The organism is Virgibacillus subterraneus, assembly GCF_900110695.1.
Lineage (GTDB): Bacteria > Bacillota > Bacilli > Bacillales > Amphibacillaceae > Lentibacillus > Lentibacillus subterraneus.
In genome coordinates this window covers 336038-356196 of sequence record NZ_FOEH01000003.1, presented here as the reverse complement: position 1 = coordinate 356196, position 20159 = coordinate 336038, and the positions used below count along the sequence as shown (strand labels likewise).

Genomic DNA, 20159 nt, shown 5'->3' with positions numbered 1-20159 from the left:
TTATCCTGATATATGTAAAATAAGGTCCAGTGTGTCCGCTTATATCCAAAAAGTACTGTTTTTTAGCAAAATAGCGGCTCCTGTGTCCGCTTAGAAAACTTGGCTTATCTCCAAGCCTTAATATAGATAAGCCTAGTTGCACTTATGCAGTAAGAAAGGATTTATACTTTCTTATCTGCCGACAAATAACCTGACTTTTAGATTCCTTTTAAAACATTGGTTCGTCCCCAACCCTTCACTTTGGATAGGATACTTAATTTGGGGGGATCCACTCATTACACTTACAATTTCGCCACATCCATTTGGCTCCAAAAATCATATGCTCCCTCGCATAAAGACAAGCACCGGTCTATATTTTTCATAATGTGATTCCACTTTTCGGATAAGATCCTTGCACTCTCTTTCATCCATACACTTAACAACTTCTATTGCATTGTCATCCCTATCGTTGCTAATTGTTATATGTATAATTTGATCTTCATTTGTAATGTTGATGTATAAAGGACGTGCATCGTGGTCTGCTACTGATCCTGAGAATGTTGTTAATAACAGGTCAATTGTATTATCCGCACTATCCTGATCTTCACATTCGAACACTTCCACAGCATTCTCCTTCACCTGCCTGCTAAGGTTAATAATTCGCCCTCCATCAGCCTCGAGTACATTGATATATCGAGTAATGAAGCTTGGCTCAATCCGTTCCCGTTTTTCATTTTGGTCCGTACCAATGTTTTCATACCTTAATTTGAATGAGGGGATGTAGCTGTTTTCCGCGGGTTTTCTTAAATAATTAAAATAGAACAACCATGCAATTAATATTCCTATAAAAAAAGCCATTAAAAACACCTCCATAGCTGCTACCTAAACGTTCACATTTACACTATGGTACATTCCAAGGCTCTGTTCTGTGTTTTCACATACTCCTTTAATTTTCAAATACATCCTTACAATGTATGGATTCTTCCTGTCCATAATTCTCGCAATTACTTTTTTCATCAAACTGTAATATTGGTGTTACTAAACGGTAACAGCCAGGTGCATCGTTTCCTTATTGGACACACTAAGCAATACTTGAGTATTTTATGGGGACGTAGTGAGGTCCCTCGTCCCAAACAGGGACAAGGAACCTGACCCTCTGTCCCTTCAGCTTGAACTGATGTCGCACTTGTACCCTGAGGGTGAAAGCGTCCGCCTGCAATGGAAATCAACAGGTCTAGCATTTACAGATAGTTTGGATTTACTGCTTTATTTTTGAATTATGAAATTGATTCTAATGAAAAAAAAGGAAAAACACTGATGTTCATATTTCACATGATTATGGGTAAATTATTAACTAGTGACTTAAAATATTTGTTGGACGAAAAATAAATGAAAGGTGATGAAAAAAATGAAGTTAACTTCTGCTGAAATAACCAATTTGTGGAACACGTATATGAATGATAGTGGTGTCATTTGTCATTTACAATACGAAGTTAATATAGCTGAAGATATGGAAATAAAGGCATTACTTCAGTATGCTTTGGATATATCAAAATCACATATCGAAACAATATCAAAAATACTAAATAATGAAAACTATCCTATTCCACACGGGTTTAAGTTAGATGAAGATGTGGACGTTACGGCTCCTAGGTTATTTACTGATACTTATTCTTTATTCTCTACTAACAATTTAGGTAAATTGGGGCTGAATGCATATAGCGTAGCATTACCACTTGCGGTGAGAGAAGATATTTATACTTTTTTTAGTGAATGTCTACGTGAATCAGATGATATTCTTAAGAAGACCAATGATCTATTGTTAAAAAAAGGGTTATATATGAAGCCACCACTTCTTCCAACCCCTGAGAACTTCGATTTTGTGGAGAAGAAAAGCTTTCTTGCCGGATACCTTGGAGAGAAAAGACCATTAACTGGTACTGAAATTACGAATCTTTATGCCAATTTCCAAAGAAATGCACTAGGCTCAGCCACTATGATTGGGTATAGTCAGGTTGCAAATAAGAAGGATGTAACTGAATTTATTCTAAGAGGGAAAGAAATAGCACAAAAACATTGTGAGATATTTGGATCTTATTTAAGCGAATGTGATATTCCTAGTCCTACGACATTGGATACAGAGGTTACGGATTCAATCACATACACGTTTTCTGATAGAAAGATGCTGTTCTATACTACAGCCTTAACGGCAATCAGTGTTGGTTATTATGGAGCTAGTATGTCAGTGAGCCCTAGAAGAGATCTTGGAGTCATGTACAGCAGACTTGTAGCGGAAAACTTAAAATTTGCGGATGAAGGGGCTAGATTGATGATTAAATACGGGTGGTTGGAAGAGCCACCACGAGCACTTGACCGTGATGAATTAGCAAAGAAAAAGCAAGGGTGACTAATAGTGCCCCTCTATTGGTGACTATAAAATGATAGCTTGTTTTATCTCCAGCAATTGTATAACCCTTTTAAAAATTCTAGTCTTTTAGTTTTTGGCCAATCCAATATCCACTTATAAAAAGCTAAGTTAAGTTAAATCTTTCTTCGCAACCTTCATTATGTTGGTGCGGGTAAAGAAATCAAACCCCTTCGAGTTTTAGGTAGTGTCCGCTCAACTGTCGAAAGATGGGTCCCTTATCCTCCGCCTATTCCGCTAGAATTTCACGCGTCCTCTCAAGAATCTCCTCATCCTTCAGCCTGAATTTAAATTCCACCCTTCTGGAATCAGCCGCACTGTAATCACCTGATTCATTCGTGCGAAAGTCGGTATAAGATTTACTGTTCACTGTTAATTTTTCCTGCAGATGGTCTTGAATATTTTTATATTGAAAATCATCGCTGAGAATGTAGGCTGCGACACTGTATGCCCTTTCCTGTGCGAGTTCTAAATTGTATAAATAGCTGCCGTCACGATCGGTGTGACCTTCGATAATGATTTCTGCAATATATTCTTCATAGCCGTTTTGCAGCAAGATATTCAGATACTTAGGGACGAATTCATCCAAAAACTGAAATGACTCTGGCTTCAATTCGGACTTATCATATGCAAATAAAATTTCTGTATCAAAGATGATTGCACCTGTCTTCTCATCTACTTCAATGTCCAGAGTTGAACCGCTGAATTCCGTCTGCAGCTCATTAACGAGTTTGGCTCGTACTCCCATTATTTGATCAATCGTCTTTTTCATTTCTTCGATTTGCAGGGATTTTATGATCATCATGGTAATGAAAATTAAGATGAAGCATAATAAGATAATTGTCAATAGGTCGGTAAACGATGGCCAAAAATGTCCGTCATCCTGCTCCTTTTTAAAGAGTCGCTGGTATTTAGTAGTCATTTTGTCTCAACCCTATACCGTTATTTCTTGGTTGCTGGCTATAGGAATTCAGCTGCCGATTTAACCCTTGTATCTCACGACCGAGATCCTGAAGTGTTTGTTGGGTATAACGGGAATTGCTTTGTTGGATTTCTTCAGATAGACGCCGTATTTCCTGGAATTCCTTCTTGATCCCTTCATTCGTCATTTCCATTGAATCAGTTATGTTTCGTGCAACCTTATCAAGCTTATCTCCGAGTACCCCCTCCAGATTAGCCACATAGTTAGAGAGTGTATTTTTTAAAGCGTCAACACTTACTTCCAACTGATTTTCGCGTTGATTGAACGTATTGTTCATCTGGGATATCGTCTTGTTTATGTCGTTAATCAGCTGGTTATTCTGCAGTCCGACTTTCTCATACGTATGGGTTGCTTCATTTATTTGTTTTTCAAATGCCTTTGATTCCTCAGAATGTGCTTTCAAATGACTATTAAACGTTCGGTTAAATTCTTTCAGCTCGTCAAAACGATCTGTTAACAGATACTTATATTCAGCCTGTGTTTGATTGATCACATCAAGGGCTTGCGGCAACTGGACAATCGAATCACCCATCTTATCAAATTGCTTTGATAGCTCACCAATGTAGGAGATGATTCCGGCCAGTTTGGAGCTGAGATCGCTTCCGAAAACCTGTTTAAATTCTTTATTATGCGCATCCATTTTATCTGCCAGGTCATTATTTTTCTGCGTAATTTTTTCAAATGCAGCTTGTATGGATTCCTGCCCTTCCATGACCGAAGACGTAAACGATTTTAATTCGACAACAGATTCCTCGAATTGATTCAGAGTATCCATTTGAGCTGTCGAAACTTCCTTCACTTTTTCATAGGTATTCTCAAACGCTTTAGCCATACGCTCATTTTTTCCATCCATTCGTTTAAAATAGGAAAACAGTGAATCAAAGTTGTCATTTAAATTCTTGGTTGATTCGCCAAACCCATCTGTCACCTCTTTCATATGGTGGAACAGTTCCTGAAATTCCTGCAGATTGCTGGAAAGCCCTTCATTAAACTTGGCCAGATCTTTTGCAGATTGCTGCAGCCCGCTTGTATATTCCTGAAAGCCTGAAAATGCGTTCTCAATCCCTGTCAGTGATTCCTGATTCGTTTCCTGCAAATGCTGAATGGAATGATTTATGGTTTCTGACACTTCAATCAGCCGGCTCATCCCTTCCTGTTCATCCCCATCTAGATTGGATTCTACTTTTAACATAATATCCGTAAGCATATATTCGGTGTTAAAGATTTTAATAAGTACGGTCATGATTAGAGAAAGCCCCATCCCCGCTATACTCGTGTAGAATGCCACATCAATTCCTGATAAAACTGCAGCTATATTCTCAACCAATTGAGCGCCCGTCGCATTAATACTGCCAAGTGAAATTGTCAGACCGATAAACGTCCCCAATACCCCAATCAATATAAAAATGGAAACGGTCATCTGAACCATTTTGATGAGATTGACAACAGGCACATTAAACACACGCCAACCGGAAAATCTCTCCTGTACAAAAGTCTCCGGTTTCACCGATTCCTTGTCACGAATTCTGTCAAACTGTGCCTTAAATGTGTTAAGTGGTTCAATATCCATTTGATCTGTTGTTTCTATATAATTTCTTATTTTTTTAAGCTTCGTAAATAGACCAAGATGAACCAAAACGGTAAGGAAAAAGCTAATGAACAGAATCACGAAAATAAGCTCGGTAATTGGATTTGATAAAATGTCTTCCGCTATACGTTCGCTCGTAAATATTTCCAACATTAATTGCAGCATAGTTACTCCTCCTGATAGACCCTCTTTCTATATTGCTATTCAGGAGAAGGACAAATCATGTTTGTTTTTGCGGGACGTGGGGACAGGTTCCTTGTCCCATTGATTGGGCTATAATAAAATAGCTACAACAGGGATTGTTTTTTCATCCAAGTTGATTTATTATGTAATTAACTTATTAGAAAAGGAGGCAGATGAAATGTTTACGTTAGTTAAAGTTGTGCATGAAGTGAAACGATTTATTGCGTTCATGGCAACTGTTTTTGGAATTGTTCAGCTAAATTGGATACGTATGTCTAATTTTAGCTTTCATTTCAAAAAACTTATCTGACGTAAAAATTTCTTGCCCTGATATTATCGGTATGTAATCGAGAAAGGTTCATCCTTCGCTCGCACCACAGGTAAGTTATTTTGCCTGTGGTTTTTTTGCGTCAGTTCACGGAGGATCTAACATTGAAAACAACAAGTTTAACAAAAAACATTCGGTTTATTTATATTTATATATTTGTCGCCCAGTTATTTTTTGACAGGGCTCTATGGGTTATTTATTTGAATGACAAAGGACTAAGCATGAGTGAGATTGGAATAGTCGAGGCACTGATGCACTTAAGTGTCGTCCTGCTTGAAATTCCAACCGGGATAATCGCCGACGTTTACGGCCGGAAAGTGAGTCTGTTTATCGGTAACATCTTAAGTGTTGGGTATGGAACTTTCATGCTTGTCGGTGATTCACTTTCCTTATTCGGCCTGGCGCTCATGACACTTGGAACAAGTATCACATTCCAGTCAGGTGCAGAAGAAGCACTTATTTATGACACACTGAAAGAAAAAGGTAAGGAAAAACAGTATACACGAGTATTTGGTAACATGACGGCACTTGCATTGCTATCGCTTAGCTTTGCCAAACTGGCTGGTGGCTGGATGGCTGAAATCAACTGGGAGCTTGTTTATGGAGGTATTATTATCACCCATTTGCTGGCCCTGATTCCAATTGCCATGTTACACGAACCAGAACGGGAGAAGAATTCCAGCTCCCATACCGGTATAAAGCAGCAATGGATAAATCAGCTAAAGTCAGGCATCAGGATTTGGCGAACCAATCAGCCTGCCCATATTCCGATCATCTTTTTTATCATGATTGGAACATCGATCGTCATCCTGACTTTTTATGGTCAGGAATACTTCACACGCTTGGGTTACGGCTCGATGACAATCGGAATTATTTTCACAGTTGAAGGGCTGCTTGGTGTTTTAATGGCCAAGTTAGCATACAGACTTGAGTCAAAATGGAGCTTTGTCAGTATTACAAACTATGGGTATCTATTATATCTTGTGTTTTTCCTGTTATTCACCTTGTCGCCGGACTGGGCAATCGTATTGTCATTCCTGATTCTTTCGCAGCTTGTGACACTATACGAACCAATATTTTCGAACTTCATCCAGGGGGGATTGGAATCCAGTGTCCGTGCTACCTTCTTTTCGATGATTAGCGTAGTCGAGAGCTTCATCATTATGCTCCTGTTTCCATTGTTCGGACTGATGATCGATACCATTGGATTTCGTAATGGCTTTCTGGGACTGTTCGTGATGCTGGGGGTGCTATATATTGCTGGTGTTAGGCGAATCGTTCGGTAATACAAAATGATGTTAGTCCAATATTGTTTGTAATGAGCGAACTTCTTTTTGATGAGAAGTTCCCTTTTTTACGTACTATTGCCACCTTTTCAGCCTGGCCTTCGATTGTATATATAGAAAGAGGTGGTCACTATTATTATCGTATGTAGCGGGGAAAAAGTGGCATGGAATAGATAAATATTTTTTCGTAATTGAATGATAGTGAATAGAGGTTATCGCAGAATGAATCTAGAATTCTTAATTATAAATACAACGCTTAAACATATATTGAATCAAGCTACCTTTTTCTAGCGAATTGCATTAACCATTTTCATGAGGTACTTAAGATATGGTAAAAAAATATAAGGGAGAATTAGGATGAAAGTATTTGGCCGTAAGATGCTGTTTGGTTCCGGAGAAAGTGTTTCCGTTGTTGGGATTACCATTCTTGGGCTTTACTTTTTATATTTCATGACAGATGTTGTTGGTCTTTCACCGGCATTAGCAGGTGCAATCTTCATGATTGGCCGTGGCTGGGATGCTATTTCTGACCCATTCATTGGGGTCATTACTGACCGGACCAAAACACGCTGGGGCCGAAGACGTCCTTTCTTCCTGGTAGCTGCAGTTCCACTTGCGATTTTCTTCTCGCTTCTATGGAGTCAGGTTGGTTTTGATGATCAATTGATAACTTTTCTGAATTACGCCCTCTTTTATATATTATTTATGACATCACTTACATTGTTCCATGTACCATACATCTCACTTATCACCGAATATAGCACAGACTATGATGAACGGACGAGCATCAATAATTACCGGATTTTTTTCCAATTGTTTTTTGGGCTGATTGCAGCGACGATCCCAAAAATGATTGCCGATCAATACGGATGGTCGATCATGGCAATGTGTGTTGGGATTTTCCTTTTGACGTTAGCACTTATTATGTTTGGCTTTACAAGAGAAAACGCGGATGCCCCCAAACCAGAAACGTTTAAATTTAAAATAGAATTTAATCATTTACGGCAGAATCGAGCATTGAAATATTTATTATGGATATACGTTGGGTGTTATGCAGCTGCGAATATTATTGAAGGTTTCGTCATTTACTACATGAAATACTGGCTGAATCGTGAATTTGATATGGAGATTCTATTTGTCATTGTAATTGGTATCAGTATTTTGTCCCTGCCTGTTTGGGCAAAGCTTACCAAAATAATAGGTAAGAAAAGTGCACTAATAATTGGATTGTTTATCTGGATTGCGGGACAGGCCGGGTGGCTGTTGGTATCACAGGCTTCAGCTGATTTCGTCGTTTATATTATCGGGGCAGTTGTTGGTATAGGATATGGCGTTGCGCACGTGCTTCCATGGGCGATGCTGCCGGAAGTGGTTGATATGGATGAGTACCAGACAGGAGCACGGCGTGAAGGTGTCTATGCTGGAGTGATGACTTTCTTCATGAAGATTACTAACTCCATAGCCATATTTTTGATCGGCGTTATTCTTGAATTGTCCGGCTATACAGCAAACGAAGTTCAAAGCGAAACAGCCATGACAACCATCCAATGGACAATGAGCATCGCACCAGGCATCTTCGTCATCATGGCACTAATCGCAACATTCCTCTATCCATACACCAAAGACGACCATATGAATATCCGAACAGAATTAGAGAAACGCGGGACATGAGGGACAGGTTCCTTGTCCCAGACTGACTTCTGTGATAACCCTACATTTTAAGGGATTGAATAGTAATTCAATACACCTCATAATTTATAGAAAATTACAGAGGTGTTTTTTTGATAAAAAAATTGATATTTTGTTTACTTGTATTCAGTCTCATCTTCAGTGGATACTCTCTTTTTAATAAGGAGAGTGTTCAGGCATCCTCTTATCCTGGAGGGAAATGGCAGCCTCAATCCGCTTCCTATGAAATTGCAGTGGAACATAATGTACCCATTACTATGTCGGATGGAGTGACTTTGTTAGCGGATGTATACAGACCAGCTAACCCTGAGACTGGAGAGCACGCTGATGAAGAATTCCCTGTGATATTGGCACAAACACCATATAAGAAAACAACTTCGCATCTTTCAACGGACCTTGCTGGAGCAACAGGACACTTCCCGTACTTAGTTAAACGAGGATATATTAACGTCACCGTGGATGTGCGCGGTACAGGTTCATCGGAAGGATCTTGGGAATTTTTTGGGGAACGTGAAAGGAAAGACGGTGCAGAACTTGTAAATTGGAGTGCCCATAATCTATCCGGTTCAAATGGTAAAGTTGGGTTGGCTGGGGCCTCATATTTAGGAATTAACCAGTTTTATACGGCTGCACTTGTTGGGAAAGATTCTCCTTTAAAAGCTATTTTTCCAGTCATTGCTGCTAACGATCTTTACAAAGACACCGTCACACAGGGAGGTATTCCGAATGTGGAGTTCAGCCTGCCTTGGTTAGGTTTACGTGGAGCACTTGATCTCCTTCCACCGGACGATTTAGCTGAGGACCCATTAGGCGCGATTGAAACACAACTGCAGCGAACTGGAAAACTGGGAAATTACTATACTCCACTTGTAACAAATCTTTTAACTGGAGGAGAAATATCATACGCAGGGACATTTTGGGAAAGCCGTTCACCGAATAATTATTTAAATAGAATTGCAGATAACAAGATTCCGGCATTTATGGTTGGCGGATGGTTTGATATTTTCCAGCGTGGTACACCACTGAATTACTCGAGCTTACAAAACGCATATGCTGGCAGGCCAGTTAACGCTCCGATGTCGGAATCACAACCTGTGACTGGACGCTATCAACTCGTTATGGGGCCATGGTTTCATACAACCGCTCTGTTAAATGAACGGCTGAAAGAGCTTCGACTTCAGTGGTTTGATAGATGGCTGAAAGGAAAACAGACGGGAATTGATAAAACTAAAACACCGCTCCATGCGTTTGAATTACGCTCTAAACGTTGGGTCAACACTACTCATTATCCGTTTAAACAGTCAGATGTAAAGACTTATTATTTTAGGGATGGACGAACGTGGACTGCCCCATCACTTAATGACGGTTATCTATCTACTGAGAAACCTAAGTTCCTCTTTGGCAAAGATTATATTGATTGGAGAATGGTAAGCAGTCCTTTTACGCTTCAGACGGAACAATCGAGTATGGGGGCTTCAAGTTTCATTGGAGAATTGTTAGGCTTACCAACTATGGATCGAAATGACTGGACATCACAAGTCGGCGGCTTAACCTATACGACCGAACCATTTGAAGAGGCTAAGGTGTTGGCTGGGCCTATTAGTGCTTCCTTGTATGCAAAAACAACAACCGAAGATGCACAATTCGTCGTAACAGTTGAAGATATTGGACCAAACGGGAAATCCTACCCGCTCACAACAGGTGCGCTTATTGGAAGTCAGCGTGCTTTAAATAAAGAATTAAGCTGGTACGATGAAGACGGGAAGCTAGTTGTTCCCAATCATCCTTATACAGCAGATTCAAAAGAGAAAGTGATACCAGGAGAAGTGGAACGTTATGACGTCGAAGTATTTCCGTCATTCGCACAAATTGCTCCAGGTCATCGTATACGAATTACGGTTACAACTGCGGACACTCCGCATTTGCTACCAACAACAACTCAAAGGAAAGATCTCATCGGCGGATATTATCAAATCTTGCGAAACACAGAATATCCATCGTCCGTAAATCTGCCGCTCGCCTCTCCGGATGATTTTGAGGATAGCAGCGTAATCTGGGGACCTTCCGGCTCATAGCATTAAAAACTAATTTTTCTAAGTAAGGTAGGTCCCAAACCTAATTAATAGATTTGGGACCATTTTCATTATTGTTTTGCAGTTGAAAATATAAAGCCCAGGCAATTCCTATGGCTGTAAGCGAAATTACTGGGAGGATATGACTGATTGCAACTAAAATAATGAACAGAAGACTTAACCCCTCCCGCAATTGAAGGAATCCAGATTTTTTAGCCAGCAGGATGATTGTTTTATCCATGTTCACGTGATACGCATACAAGAAAACACTAATTATGAACACTAACTGAAAAGGAGCCCATACATCCCAATGCCTGATGAAGTATGAAAAGATCGGCAGAAATAAGAGCCCGCCACCCATTGCCATCCACTTGAAATATGTCCGCTTATACATAGATAGATCCCATGGGAGCAGTTCGACAATGTCTGCTTGAAAACGATTATGAAACAGATTGGCGCACAAGGCTGTATAAACATGAATTGCAATTGCCATCCCAATATAATAAATCCATTCCTCGAAAAATTGAAACGCAACCAGCATCAGCAGGATTGCACCGATCACCTGTGCAATTACACCAAGGTTTTTGGCAAGATACAGCTGCCAAAGCCTATGGTAGATAGAGAATTTAGTAGCAAAAGAACGCTTCCGCCTCGTTGAGTTTTGAAGAATACTATAGGACTTTTTCTTTTTAAATTTAGTTTGCGAAACTTGTGAGACCACCAGCATGTTCCAAATATAGTAATCACTGAGTTCAGTTACCCGAACCCAGTTAGTTTCCATGAATAAGCGTCGCAGGATAACAATATGTGCGAAAATAATCAAGACAAGTTGTATGATTCCAATCAATTCCGACTCCAGTATAACTGCAGTAAGATTACTTAAAATAAAAAGCAGCAACCATCCAGCTTTCATCCAAAAACGCTGTTGAAACAGTTTCCATTGCGGTACTGTCATTACCAGATCATACACAGCAAATAGTGTTAGGTACGAGATTATTAATGAACTGGAAATGGGCGTTACTAAAATCAGAAGTGCTGCTAATGAACCGAAAAACAAGAGGAGCTTCAGTAATTTTTCCACGTATATAAATGCCCAAATTTTTTCTCTTTTAAATGGCAGCAATCCCAACTGATACTCTGAGGTGGAAAACAATATACCTGAATGCTGAAAAGACCTAACGATATAACGGATTGGCAGCACACTTAATAATAGTAAATAGCCTTTGCTCGCATTCTCTTCCACAAAAGTAAAAAACGGTGCGAGCTCCTCGGTGATATTACCGGTAAGAAACAAACTCATCCCTATATAACCAACTAATGCAGCAACATAAATGGCTGTCGTTAGATCAAATACTACTGCTGCCACTTGTTTGTAAACCTTTTTCTTTTTGGCGAAACGGCCCCTGCGGATTAACCAATATGCACGAAGATCAGTCTTTGTAGCGCTCATCATGCTTCCTCCGTCTAATTGTTTTAAAATCACTTATCGGGCCTTGATCCAACACTTCCCCGTGCTGGAGCATAATATATGTATCTGCAATATCCTTTACCCGCTCCAACTGATGGGATGTCAATAATACCGCTGTTCCGCTCTGGGCTTTTTCACGTATTAATTCCTCTAAATAATCCATTGCATAGACATCAAGTCCCATGAATGGTTCATCGATTAACAGCAGCGGTGTATCCGGAAGCAGCGCACAGATGGTCTGCACTTTTTGGCGCATACCTTTGGATAATGATTCAGGATATTCGTTTAGTTTGTCCTCCAGTTCAAAGCCAGAGGTATAGCTTTTTATTTTCTCCTCCATTATTGCCTCTTCTATACCATAACTCATTGCGTAAAGCTGAAAATGCTGCATGACAGTAAGTTCTGTCAGTAAAAGCGGTTCTTCCGGCAAATAGGAAATTTGCTCTTTATAGGTTAAAAAATCTTCGTCTTGTGTTGACGTTTCGTTAATGGTTATTTCACCTTTTGCTTTTTCCAGTTCACCTAATATTGTCTTCATTAATGTCGATTTCCCCGCGCCATTGTGTCCAACCAGTGCCACTACGCTCGATTCCTCTACCGAAAACGAAATATCGCTGAGCAGTACACTGCCGCCCAACTGCGTCTCAACGCTTTTCAGTTCTAAAACTTTCATACGTATCCTCCAGCATAATTAAAGTGATGTTTTCTTTAATTATTCGACAACACTCATGGTTATTCCTTCTTTTTAGTGGGACATTGGGGTCAGGTTCCTTGTCCCACTTGGCCGCCTCAGCAGGATGAGCTGGGACAAGGGACCTGTCCCTGCGTCCCAAAAAAATGCCTGTCACGGGGAAACGATTATTTCCATGCGACAGGCACTTCTCTTTTTATAAATTATTTTTCATTCTACTGGTAGACTCTTGGTATTTCTTTTTTCCAGGTATTTTGGAAGCATTCTTCTCCATTATGAAAAGCGGTCATTGTATTTGTTAGATAAAATGTATCATTATCACTTGTCATCTCACTATTGGTGATTAGCCTTACTTCCCAGTCGTCTCGTCCAACTGTCAGTTCCCATTCACATTGTGCCTTGGCAGCTAAAGGGTTGCCTGATTGAATCGTGTAAGTATTTTTATTTATACTTCCATGCTTCAACCCATTATGAGGCAACAAACGCTCTCCTTCATCAGAAAAGTCTTCAAGCTTCCATACATTTGTTATGGTATTATGCGAAATGTGTCGTGTCCGATTTTCGGTTCTGAGAATTTCTCTATCAATCACTTGAGCCGTTTCCGGCGAGTCAAAGTGAACTGCACCATCCACTTCCGGCTGTGGTGTACGGACAGGCAGTCTTACTTTCGTTGATTCCCCTGCATAAATTTCCAATGTCACTGGTTTTGGCGATGGCCAAGCTTGCGGCCAATACGTTGGTGATATAGCTACTTCCAGTGAGTGCCCGGCAGGAATTGTTTGGCCGACACTATCCAGTTTAATAGATGCCTGATATTTCTTTCCAGGTACCAAAGCTTCTGGATGCTCATGGGAATTAAGGTGATTTAAATTTAACATTCCCCAGCTAAGTAAAGTAGATTCTCCCGTTGGTGCCTTATCACAAAGCCTAACAGCAACAAGAGCACTTTCCTGATCCGCCGTAAATTCCATGTCAAACATCGGATGCCCCAGCATATCAAAACTTTCCTTAAAGGGATCCGTTGTAAAAACGACTGATCTTCCGTTTTCGAATCGCTGATCAGACGGTAAATCACCTGGCTCTCCGAATGGGCAAAATACGCCTGCATAATATCCGTGTTCCTGAACGCTTGGCACAATTACCTTGTCATTAGAATTCAACTCAGATTCCAGTTTCCCGTCATTAAGCCAGAAATGTTTTTCATTAACATTTTTTGAAGGCCATGAAGAATCAACTACCCATTTTCCAGGTCGTTCATCATAGTTAACTTCCGGTAATTCGTTCTCTTGAATCCAAGTTATAAATTTTGGGTCCTCTTTAACTCCAGTATCGATACCTTTTAACCATTGGTCCCACCAGCGGAGGCATTCCTGCAGAAAACCAATTGTCGGATCTGGCGTTGCAACTTCAGGATATTCATGAGCCCATGGTCCAATCAACCCTTTAGCATATGGAAGATTTTCAACTAGACGAAATACTGCATCCGTATAGCCATCCTGCCATCCACTAACAGTAAAAACTGGGATCTTAATATCCGAGTAGTCCTCATTTATCGATCCATGCTTCCAATAGGCATCTCTGGTTTGGTGGCTCATCCATTCATTAACATATGGTGTTGTCTTCAATCGCTCCAGCCAGTTTTCTTTCCAGCCTTCTCCAACTACTTCTGGATCCTGTGGACGAGCACTGTAAGCGAACATGGTTGATGCCCACCAAAGCATATCTGATGCCAGTATATTTCCTCCACGGTAATGAACATCGTCTGCATATCGATCATCAGTCGAGCATAGTGTAATAATTGTTTTTAAGGCTGGGTGCTGTCTTGCAGCAACCTGTAACCCATTAAATCCACCCCAGGATTTCCCAATCATTCCAACATCTCCTGTTGCCCAGGACTGCTCTCCAATCCAATCGAACACTTCCAATGCATCATCGTGTTCCTGTTTCAAATATTCATCTGGCAAATAACCATCTGAATTGCCCGTTCCACGTATATCAACACGAATACTTGCATATCCATGCCCGGCAAAATAAGGATGACGAATTGAGTCGCGAATTGCTGTGAAATCATCTTTTCGATATGGCAGATATTCCAAAATAACTGGGACAGGGTTTTCCGTTGCATCTTTTGGCAACCAGATTGTTGCTGCTAATTTTGTCCCATCAGACATAGGAATCCACACATGATTTTTCTTTTCTATCTCTCTTGGAAACTCTGTTATTGTTTTTCTATCATTTGAATCACTTACGTTAAAAACCAACTTATTCCACTCCTCTAAGACGTACTACTTCCGTTTTCGTATCGGTCACCATATATATAGTTAACCTCTTTTCTTTTTTTAGAAACGACTGTAGACATAATACTTTTGTATACATAATCCATTGTTTGTTTTGCAGCTTCCTCTTTTGAAACATTTCTTCGCAAATTGAGGAGATTTGTTAGCATCCCCGTCCAGATCAACATAGTCGTATCAGCGATATACTCAATATCCTCTTCATGGATAAACCCTTCTTCTCTAGCACTTTGAATATAGAGAGAACTTCGGGTAGCTATATTGTGATGTGTGATAATGGATTGCACTTCTTCAGAAAGATTAATTAATTCATTTGCATAAACCTGATAATAATTCTGCATAAGTTCCTCTGGAATAGTACCAAGATTCTCGATATAGAGAAGGGAGTACACTTCAGGTAATTGAAAGGAATGTTTACAAAAGCATTCCCATGCATACAACCATTTTTCAATTGTGTTGTTACCTTTTTCCATGTAATTAGGCAGATCTTTTAAGTATTTATCCGTATCACGCATGACAGCAAAAAACTTCAAGTGAGATAAATCCCGAAAATAATTGTAGACTGTAGAGCTTGTATACCCAGCCCGATCCGCAATTTCCCGGATAGTTATATGGTGTAAACCCTTCTCTTCAATAAGCTCTGAAGTTGCATCAAGAAAAAAACGCCACATTCTAGCCGTTTGAATCTCTTTTCTTTTTACATTCATTAGCCGCACACCTCAAAATTTTATTTAATGTATTTTTCCACTATGGTGAAAGCCTTGGTTGTAATTTTGCAATTAGAAAGGATTTGTACTTTCTTAACTGCTTAGAACAACCCCCTGGTCAAGACAACCAAGGGGCTTCTTCATCATTCCAGTTCACGAAATTTCTGCAACTTATGTTTCGGTTAGAATCAGGCAAGCCGACGTTTTGTTTTCCCTTCGATTTTCCCTAGCAATATATCGGCTATAATCGCCATTAAAGTAGCAATTATTGTACCAGCGTAGATTTTTACATCCGACTGGAGACTAATCCCTGATATAATCTCTTTTCCTAAGCCACCCGCGCCAACGTAAGGGCCAAGTGTAGCAACAGAAATAGCTATTACTGCTGCCAGTCTTACCCCAGCCAATAGAAACGGAATAGATAAGGGGAATTGTATTTTTAACAGTAGTTGAAGCGTCGTCATCCCGTTACCAACTCCTGCTTCTATTATACTGTCATCAACTTCTTTAATTCCAACATAGGTGTTTTTCACTATAGGAAGCAAGGAATATAAAAATAATCCAACGACAATTGTTTCAAATCCAAAACCTAGATAGAGCATTAATATCGCCAGCATTGCCAAGCTAGGTATCAACTGCAATATATTCGTAAGCGAGATGATAACTGGTGCTAGCTTTTCAAACTTTGCTGCGATAATGCCAAGTGGTACGCCAACAATCAGTGCCAGTCCTATACCATAGGCCACCATTAATAGATGTTCTATCGATAGAGATAACAATTCACTGTAGTTTTCAATTATATATTGGACAAGTCTACTAATGAACTCCATGTTTATTCACCTTTTCTTCAGTCTAACATTCCTTTTTCTTTTAGAAATTCCTCTGATACCTCTTTGATACTTCTCTTTTCAATATCTACTTCATATATTAGATCGGTCATTTCTTCGGTAGAAATTAGCCCAACTGTAGATTCAACGATATCATCAATTTCCGGATATTCTTCAATCACGCTATTTCGTGCCACTAAAGAAGCCTCGTATGGTGGAAAGAAATGTTTATCATCTTTTAGAACTTTCAAGTCATATTCCTTTAATTGCGGATCTACTGTATAGGCAGTTACAACGTCTAAATCACCGTTTGCAATTCCTTCATACATTAATGCAACGTCCATTCCGCGGGCTTCAGAAAATTTATAGCCATATGTTTCCTGGAAGCCTTTATACCCATCATTATCACGTTCAATCCAAGCGTTATCAGTACCTAATACCATTTCATCTGCAAATTCTTCTAATTGTGTTAAGTTTTCTACATTATTTTTTTCTGCAAAGTCTCTATTAACTGCAATACTGTAATTGTTAATGAAGCCAACTGGGTCATACCACTTGATATCGTATTCTTCACCAAAGAATTTTTGGGCTTGCTTCAATGTTTTTTCCGGATTAGTTGAATACTCTACATCATCAAAATAGTTGTTATATACTTCACCAGAAAATAAATTAGCAAAGTCAAATTCTTCACGATCAATTCCAGCAAAAATTTGAGCACTCGCTGGAAGATCTTCGACAATTTCTACCTCATGGCTTGTTTGATCTTCCACTAATGATTTTAAAATTTGTACATTTATTTTAGAATCGGTATTTTTTGCTGCGGATGCAGTAAATACCTCTCCACCATCTGCTGAACTATCATTTCCGCATGCTGTAATTAGAAACATTAAAGCAACTAAACTTACGACTAAAAAATTTTTTATATTCATTTATAAATCCCCTTTTTTTAAGCTCTTTTTACTATTTTCTCAATTCTACCTAAAACTAGATCTAGTGAAACTGCAATTACGATAGCCAATATAGTACCCGTGAAAATCATATATTGATCATTGTAACCAATACCTGCCAATACAAGGTCACCTAATCCACCTGCACCAATTAATGCAGCTAATGTTGTCCAGCTAATTATATAAACGGCAGTTACACGAATCCCGGACATAACGTAAGGAAAAGCAACAGGCAATTCAACTTTGAACAACCTCTGAAATGTACTGAATCCCATTCCCTTCGCTGCTTCAACGATTTCTGAACTAACAGACTCCATACCTGAATACGTGTTCCGTAGCAATGGCAGCAATGAATATAACAACAAAGCCACTACTGCGGGTCTGAAACCAATTCCCATTAAAGGAATCATTATTGCTAACATGGCAATGGTTGGTATTGTCTGAAACACATTAGCAATGTTAAAAATAAGACCCTTAATTTTGTTACTCTTCATCTTCGTCATATAAATAGCTAATGGTACGCTTATAGCAACTGCTAAGATGATCACGGTAAATGAAATAAGAATATGTTCGTACATGTAATCTAAAATGGATGAATAATCTTCAGACCAATATGTCAAATACTCTGATAGGAATTCCATTTAGGCAACACCACTCTTACCTTCTGTTACATCCTTCAAAGCCTGCAGCAATTTGTCTTTGTCCAAAATACCAACGAGTGCATTACCTGCAGAGATAATTGGAGTTGATCCATGTAACTTGTCAAGTTTCTTTAATACATTTTCCGTTTCTTCTTCTTCAGTAATTACAGAGCTGGATTGATTTATTAAATCCTGCAAATTCTGATCCTTGTTTGACAGCATCTCATACAAGTTGATTACGCCAGCATAACTTCCATCATGCTTCACAACAGGGGCTTCAGCTATTTGATTGGCTATCATCTTATCCATCGCTAGCTCAACCGAAGTGTCATCCGAAACAGCAATATAATCCTTAGAGATAAACTCATTAAGCTGTGGCAACTTTCTGTCCATTCCTAATCTTTTTTCTCCTATGAAATCCTTCACGAAATCATTTGCAGGATTCTCTAAAATTTGCTGAGGAGAACCTTTCTGGACAATATTTCCATCCTTCATTAAAATAATTTGATCAGCAATTTTTATCGCTTCATCCATATCATGTGTGACGAATATAATCGTTTTGTTGATTTCAGATTGAAGTCGAAGCAGTTCATCTTGTAATTGTTCTCTGCTGATGGGATCTAGAGCACTAAAAGGCTCGTCCATCAAAATGGTAGAAGGCTCTGCAGCAAGAGCACGAATAACACCAATTCGCTGCTGCTGACCACCACTAAGTTCTGAAGGGTAGCGTAGCATATAAGTTTCTGGATCGAGATTGACCATTTCTAACAGTTCAACAACTCTATTGCGGATTTTTTTCTTTTCCCATTTCAATAGTTTTGGTACGGTTGCTACATTATTGTAAATGGTCATATGAGGGAATAAGCCAATATTCTGGATAACGAAACCCATTTTGCGGCGAAGGGTAATCGGGTTAATGTCTTTAATATTTTCTTCATCGATCAGAATCTCGCCTTGTGTATAATCTACTAATCGGTTTAGCAGTTTCATAGTTGTTGTTTTACCACAACCACTTGGACCAATTAATACATTTATTTTTCCCTCTTCAAAAGTTAAATCAATATCTTTTAATGCTTGAAATCCATCATCAAAAGTTTTTCCTATGTTCTTTAATTCAATCAAATTAGTCCCCCCTTTGGATTTTTATGATATGTAAACCTCATCTTGTTGTTTACACAGAGATTCATCATTAAATTGAATCCATTCATTTTGTGAACATGTTCTTTTAATGAACAAGTTCATATTACATAACTTAGTTTAGAAGGTTTATATAACTTTGTCAAATTGTTCTCTGTACGGAGGGCTAAATACATCCAATTTGTTTATCAACATTCTTTACTGATATCAGGGTATAGCCTGCTTTTTTTAAAATTTCAGTTCATTTACATACATCTAATCCAGCAGGTCTACAGAACCTTGGTTTGCAAAAGAGTAACTAATTCAAATGAGCACACAACACAATCATTCGTATTTTTAAAAAAACCAGTGGTATAATAGGGGTTGAATATTAAATCACATTCTACGTGGAGGTCTCATGCTTACATTTGAAGAAAAACTAGCAATTATTGAATCATTTCCTGAACTACAGCGTCACGATGTTTCCCTTGGTCGAATCAATTTCCACTTTGAAGAAAGTGTAATGGATAAGAAAATAGTAGTTTATCGGCTGCATCCAAACGGAAACGGTTTTGTTTACGCTGAACAAATAAATGATAACTACCCGATCGATTCGAAAGGGATGGTTAATATCCGTGACTTTACGGAAAAGGAGCTTCGTAAAGTGATAAAACAATCAATTGACTCGCTGTCTGAATCAGAGCTTATTGAAGAAACATGGATCAATTCTGAAAACCAGACACTAATGTTAACGAACGATTATAACGCGTGGAATATCTATGCTGGTGACGACTTAGACGGAACCCACGCAACGTATAAAGCCGCTGCTGACTATCTGCATCAGGAAGGATTCAAACGGTTGGAATAATGCGGCAGCCGATTCTTCAGTTTAGAGGTGAAGTTTTTCCAGGACGAAATACAATGTGAATCCTGGTT

Annotated in this window: 17 protein-coding genes; 6 read left to right on the top strand and 11 right to left on the bottom strand. The window is 39.1% G+C overall.

What is annotated here, in order from left to right:
• Window positions 1-315 precede the first annotated feature (315 nt).
• Window positions 316-837: a hypothetical protein gene (locus BMY13_RS11395; RefSeq protein WP_092504686.1), complete on the bottom strand. Its 522-nt coding sequence runs from the start codon at window positions 835-837 to the stop codon at window positions 316-318.
• Window positions 838-1387: 550 nt separating this feature from the next.
• Here BMY13_RS11395 and BMY13_RS11390 point away from each other — a divergent pair.
• Window positions 1388-2386: a DUF3231 family protein gene (locus BMY13_RS11390; RefSeq protein WP_092493751.1), complete on the top strand. Its 999-nt coding sequence runs from the start codon at window positions 1388-1390 to the stop codon at window positions 2384-2386.
• 247 nt (window positions 2387-2633) lie between these two features.
• On the opposite strand, the gene BMY13_RS11385 is transcribed toward BMY13_RS11390, so the two are convergent.
• Both BMY13_RS11385 and BMY13_RS11380 read right to left on the bottom strand, forming a co-directional pair.
• Complete coding sequence (locus BMY13_RS11385; RefSeq protein ID WP_092493750.1) at window positions 2634-3326, bottom strand: OmpA family protein; 693 nt, start codon at window positions 3324-3326, stop codon at window positions 2634-2636.
• The gene (locus BMY13_RS11380) at window positions 3316-5139 is read right to left on the bottom strand and encodes a MotA/TolQ/ExbB proton channel family protein (protein WP_092504681.1); all 1824 of its coding nucleotides are present in this window, start codon (window positions 5137-5139) and stop codon (window positions 3316-3318) included. The genes BMY13_RS11385 and BMY13_RS11380 overlap by 11 nt, the downstream gene beginning before the upstream one ends.
• A 196-nt stretch (window positions 5140-5335) precedes the next feature.
• Between BMY13_RS11380 and BMY13_RS19935 the strand changes: the two genes are divergently transcribed.
• The 4 genes from BMY13_RS19935 to BMY13_RS11365 all read left to right on the top strand — a co-directional run bounded on the left by BMY13_RS19935 (window position 5336) and on the right by BMY13_RS11365 (window position 10535).
• Window positions 5336-5467 carry a hypothetical protein gene (locus BMY13_RS19935; protein WP_281243697.1) on the top strand — a complete coding sequence of 44 codons (132 nt, stop codon included), beginning with the start codon at window positions 5336-5338 and terminating at the stop codon, window positions 5465-5467.
• 122 nt (window positions 5468-5589) lie between these two features.
• Window positions 5590-6771, top strand: a complete 1182-nt coding sequence (locus BMY13_RS11375; protein ID WP_092493748.1) for an MFS transporter — start codon at window positions 5590-5592, stop codon at window positions 6769-6771.
• Window positions 6772-7128: 357 nt separating this feature from the next.
• A complete protein-coding gene (locus BMY13_RS11370; RefSeq protein ID WP_092504679.1) occupies window positions 7129-8442 on the top strand; it encodes an MFS transporter in 1314 nt (437 codons plus the stop codon).
• A gap of 110 nt (window positions 8443-8552) precedes the next feature.
• Entirely contained in the window at window positions 8553-10535 is a 1983-nt protein-coding gene (locus BMY13_RS11365; RefSeq protein ID WP_092504676.1) for a CocE/NonD family hydrolase, read from the top strand.
• A 40-nt stretch (window positions 10536-10575) separates the two neighbouring features.
• Here BMY13_RS11365 and BMY13_RS11360 read toward each other — a convergent pair whose 3' ends face one another.
• From BMY13_RS11360 to BMY13_RS11325, 8 genes are all read right to left on the bottom strand, one after another.
• A complete protein-coding gene (locus BMY13_RS11360; protein ID WP_092504674.1) occupies window positions 10576-11982 on the bottom strand; it encodes a hypothetical protein in 1407 nt (468 codons plus the stop codon).
• Complete coding sequence (locus tag BMY13_RS11355; protein WP_092504671.1) at window positions 11963-12673, bottom strand: ABC transporter ATP-binding protein; 711 nt, start codon at window positions 12671-12673, stop codon at window positions 11963-11965. Before BMY13_RS11355 ends, BMY13_RS11360 begins: the two co-directional genes overlap by 20 nt.
• A gap of 233 nt (window positions 12674-12906) precedes the next feature.
• Entirely contained in the window at window positions 12907-14952 is a 2046-nt protein-coding gene (locus BMY13_RS11350) for a CocE/NonD family hydrolase (protein ID WP_092504669.1), read from the bottom strand.
• A 14-nt stretch (window positions 14953-14966) separates the two neighbouring features.
• On the bottom strand, window positions 14967-15692 hold the full coding sequence (locus BMY13_RS11345; RefSeq protein ID WP_092504667.1) for a TetR/AcrR family transcriptional regulator: 726 nt from the start codon (window positions 15690-15692) through the stop codon (window positions 14967-14969).
• Between the two features lie 188 nt (window positions 15693-15880).
• Window positions 15881-16522: an ABC transporter permease gene (locus tag BMY13_RS11340; protein ID WP_092504665.1), complete on the bottom strand. Its 642-nt coding sequence runs from the start codon at window positions 16520-16522 to the stop codon at window positions 15881-15883.
• Window positions 16523-16539: 17 nt separating this feature from the next.
• A complete protein-coding gene (locus BMY13_RS11335; protein WP_092504663.1) occupies window positions 16540-17448 on the bottom strand; it encodes an ABC transporter substrate-binding protein in 909 nt (302 codons plus the stop codon).
• A 17-nt stretch (window positions 17449-17465) separates the two neighbouring features.
• Window positions 17466-18107 (bottom strand): ABC transporter permease, encoded by a 642-nt coding sequence (locus BMY13_RS11330; protein ID WP_092504661.1) that lies wholly within the window; start codon window positions 18105-18107, stop codon window positions 17466-17468.
• Complete coding sequence (locus tag BMY13_RS11325) at window positions 18108-19229, bottom strand: betaine/proline/choline family ABC transporter ATP-binding protein (protein WP_092504659.1); 1122 nt, start codon at window positions 19227-19229, stop codon at window positions 18108-18110.
• Between the two features lie 412 nt (window positions 19230-19641).
• Here BMY13_RS11325 and BMY13_RS11320 point away from each other — a divergent pair, with 412 nt between their 5' ends.
• Window positions 19642-20091: a hypothetical protein gene (locus BMY13_RS11320; RefSeq protein WP_092504656.1), complete on the top strand. Its 450-nt coding sequence runs from the start codon at window positions 19642-19644 to the stop codon at window positions 20089-20091.
• Window positions 20092-20159: the final 68 nt, after the last annotated feature.

Bases quoted from the DNA above. Each gene is read 5' to 3' on its own strand.
- BMY13_RS11395 (WP_092504686.1), bottom strand. From the start codon at position 837: ATGGCTTTTTTTATAGGAATATTAATTGCATGGTTGTTCTATTTTAAT.
- BMY13_RS11390 (WP_092493751.1), top strand. From the start codon at position 1,388: ATGAAGTTAACTTCTGCTGAAATAACCAATTTGTGGAACACGTATATG.
- BMY13_RS11385 (WP_092493750.1), bottom strand. From the start codon at position 3,326: ATGACTACTAAATACCAGCGACTCTTTAAAAAGGAGCAGGATGACGGA.
- BMY13_RS11380 (WP_092504681.1), bottom strand. From the start codon at position 5,139: ATGCTGCAATTAATGTTGGAAATATTTACGAGCGAACGTATAGCGGAA.
- BMY13_RS19935 (WP_281243697.1), top strand. From the start codon at position 5,336: ATGTTTACGTTAGTTAAAGTTGTGCATGAAGTGAAACGATTTATTGCG.
- BMY13_RS11370 (WP_092504679.1), top strand. From the start codon at position 7,129: ATGAAAGTATTTGGCCGTAAGATGCTGTTTGGTTCCGGAGAAAGTGTT.
- BMY13_RS11360 (WP_092504674.1), bottom strand. From the start codon at position 11,982: ATGAGCGCTACAAAGACTGATCTTCGTGCATATTGGTTAATCCGCAGG.
- BMY13_RS11355 (WP_092504671.1), bottom strand. From the start codon at position 12,673: ATGAAAGTTTTAGAACTGAAAAGCGTTGAGACGCAGTTGGGCGGCAGT.
- BMY13_RS11345 (WP_092504667.1), bottom strand. From the start codon at position 15,692: ATGAATGTAAAAAGAAAAGAGATTCAAACGGCTAGAATGTGGCGTTTT.
- BMY13_RS11340 (WP_092504665.1), bottom strand. From the start codon at position 16,522: ATGGAGTTCATTAGTAGACTTGTCCAATATATAATTGAAAACTACAGT.
- BMY13_RS11335 (WP_092504663.1), bottom strand. From the start codon at position 17,448: ATGAATATAAAAAATTTTTTAGTCGTAAGTTTAGTTGCTTTAATGTTT.
- BMY13_RS11330 (WP_092504661.1), bottom strand. From the start codon at position 18,107: ATGGAATTCCTATCAGAGTATTTGACATATTGGTCTGAAGATTATTCA.
- BMY13_RS11320 (WP_092504656.1), top strand. From the start codon at position 19,642: ATGCTTACATTTGAAGAAAAACTAGCAATTATTGAATCATTTCCTGAA.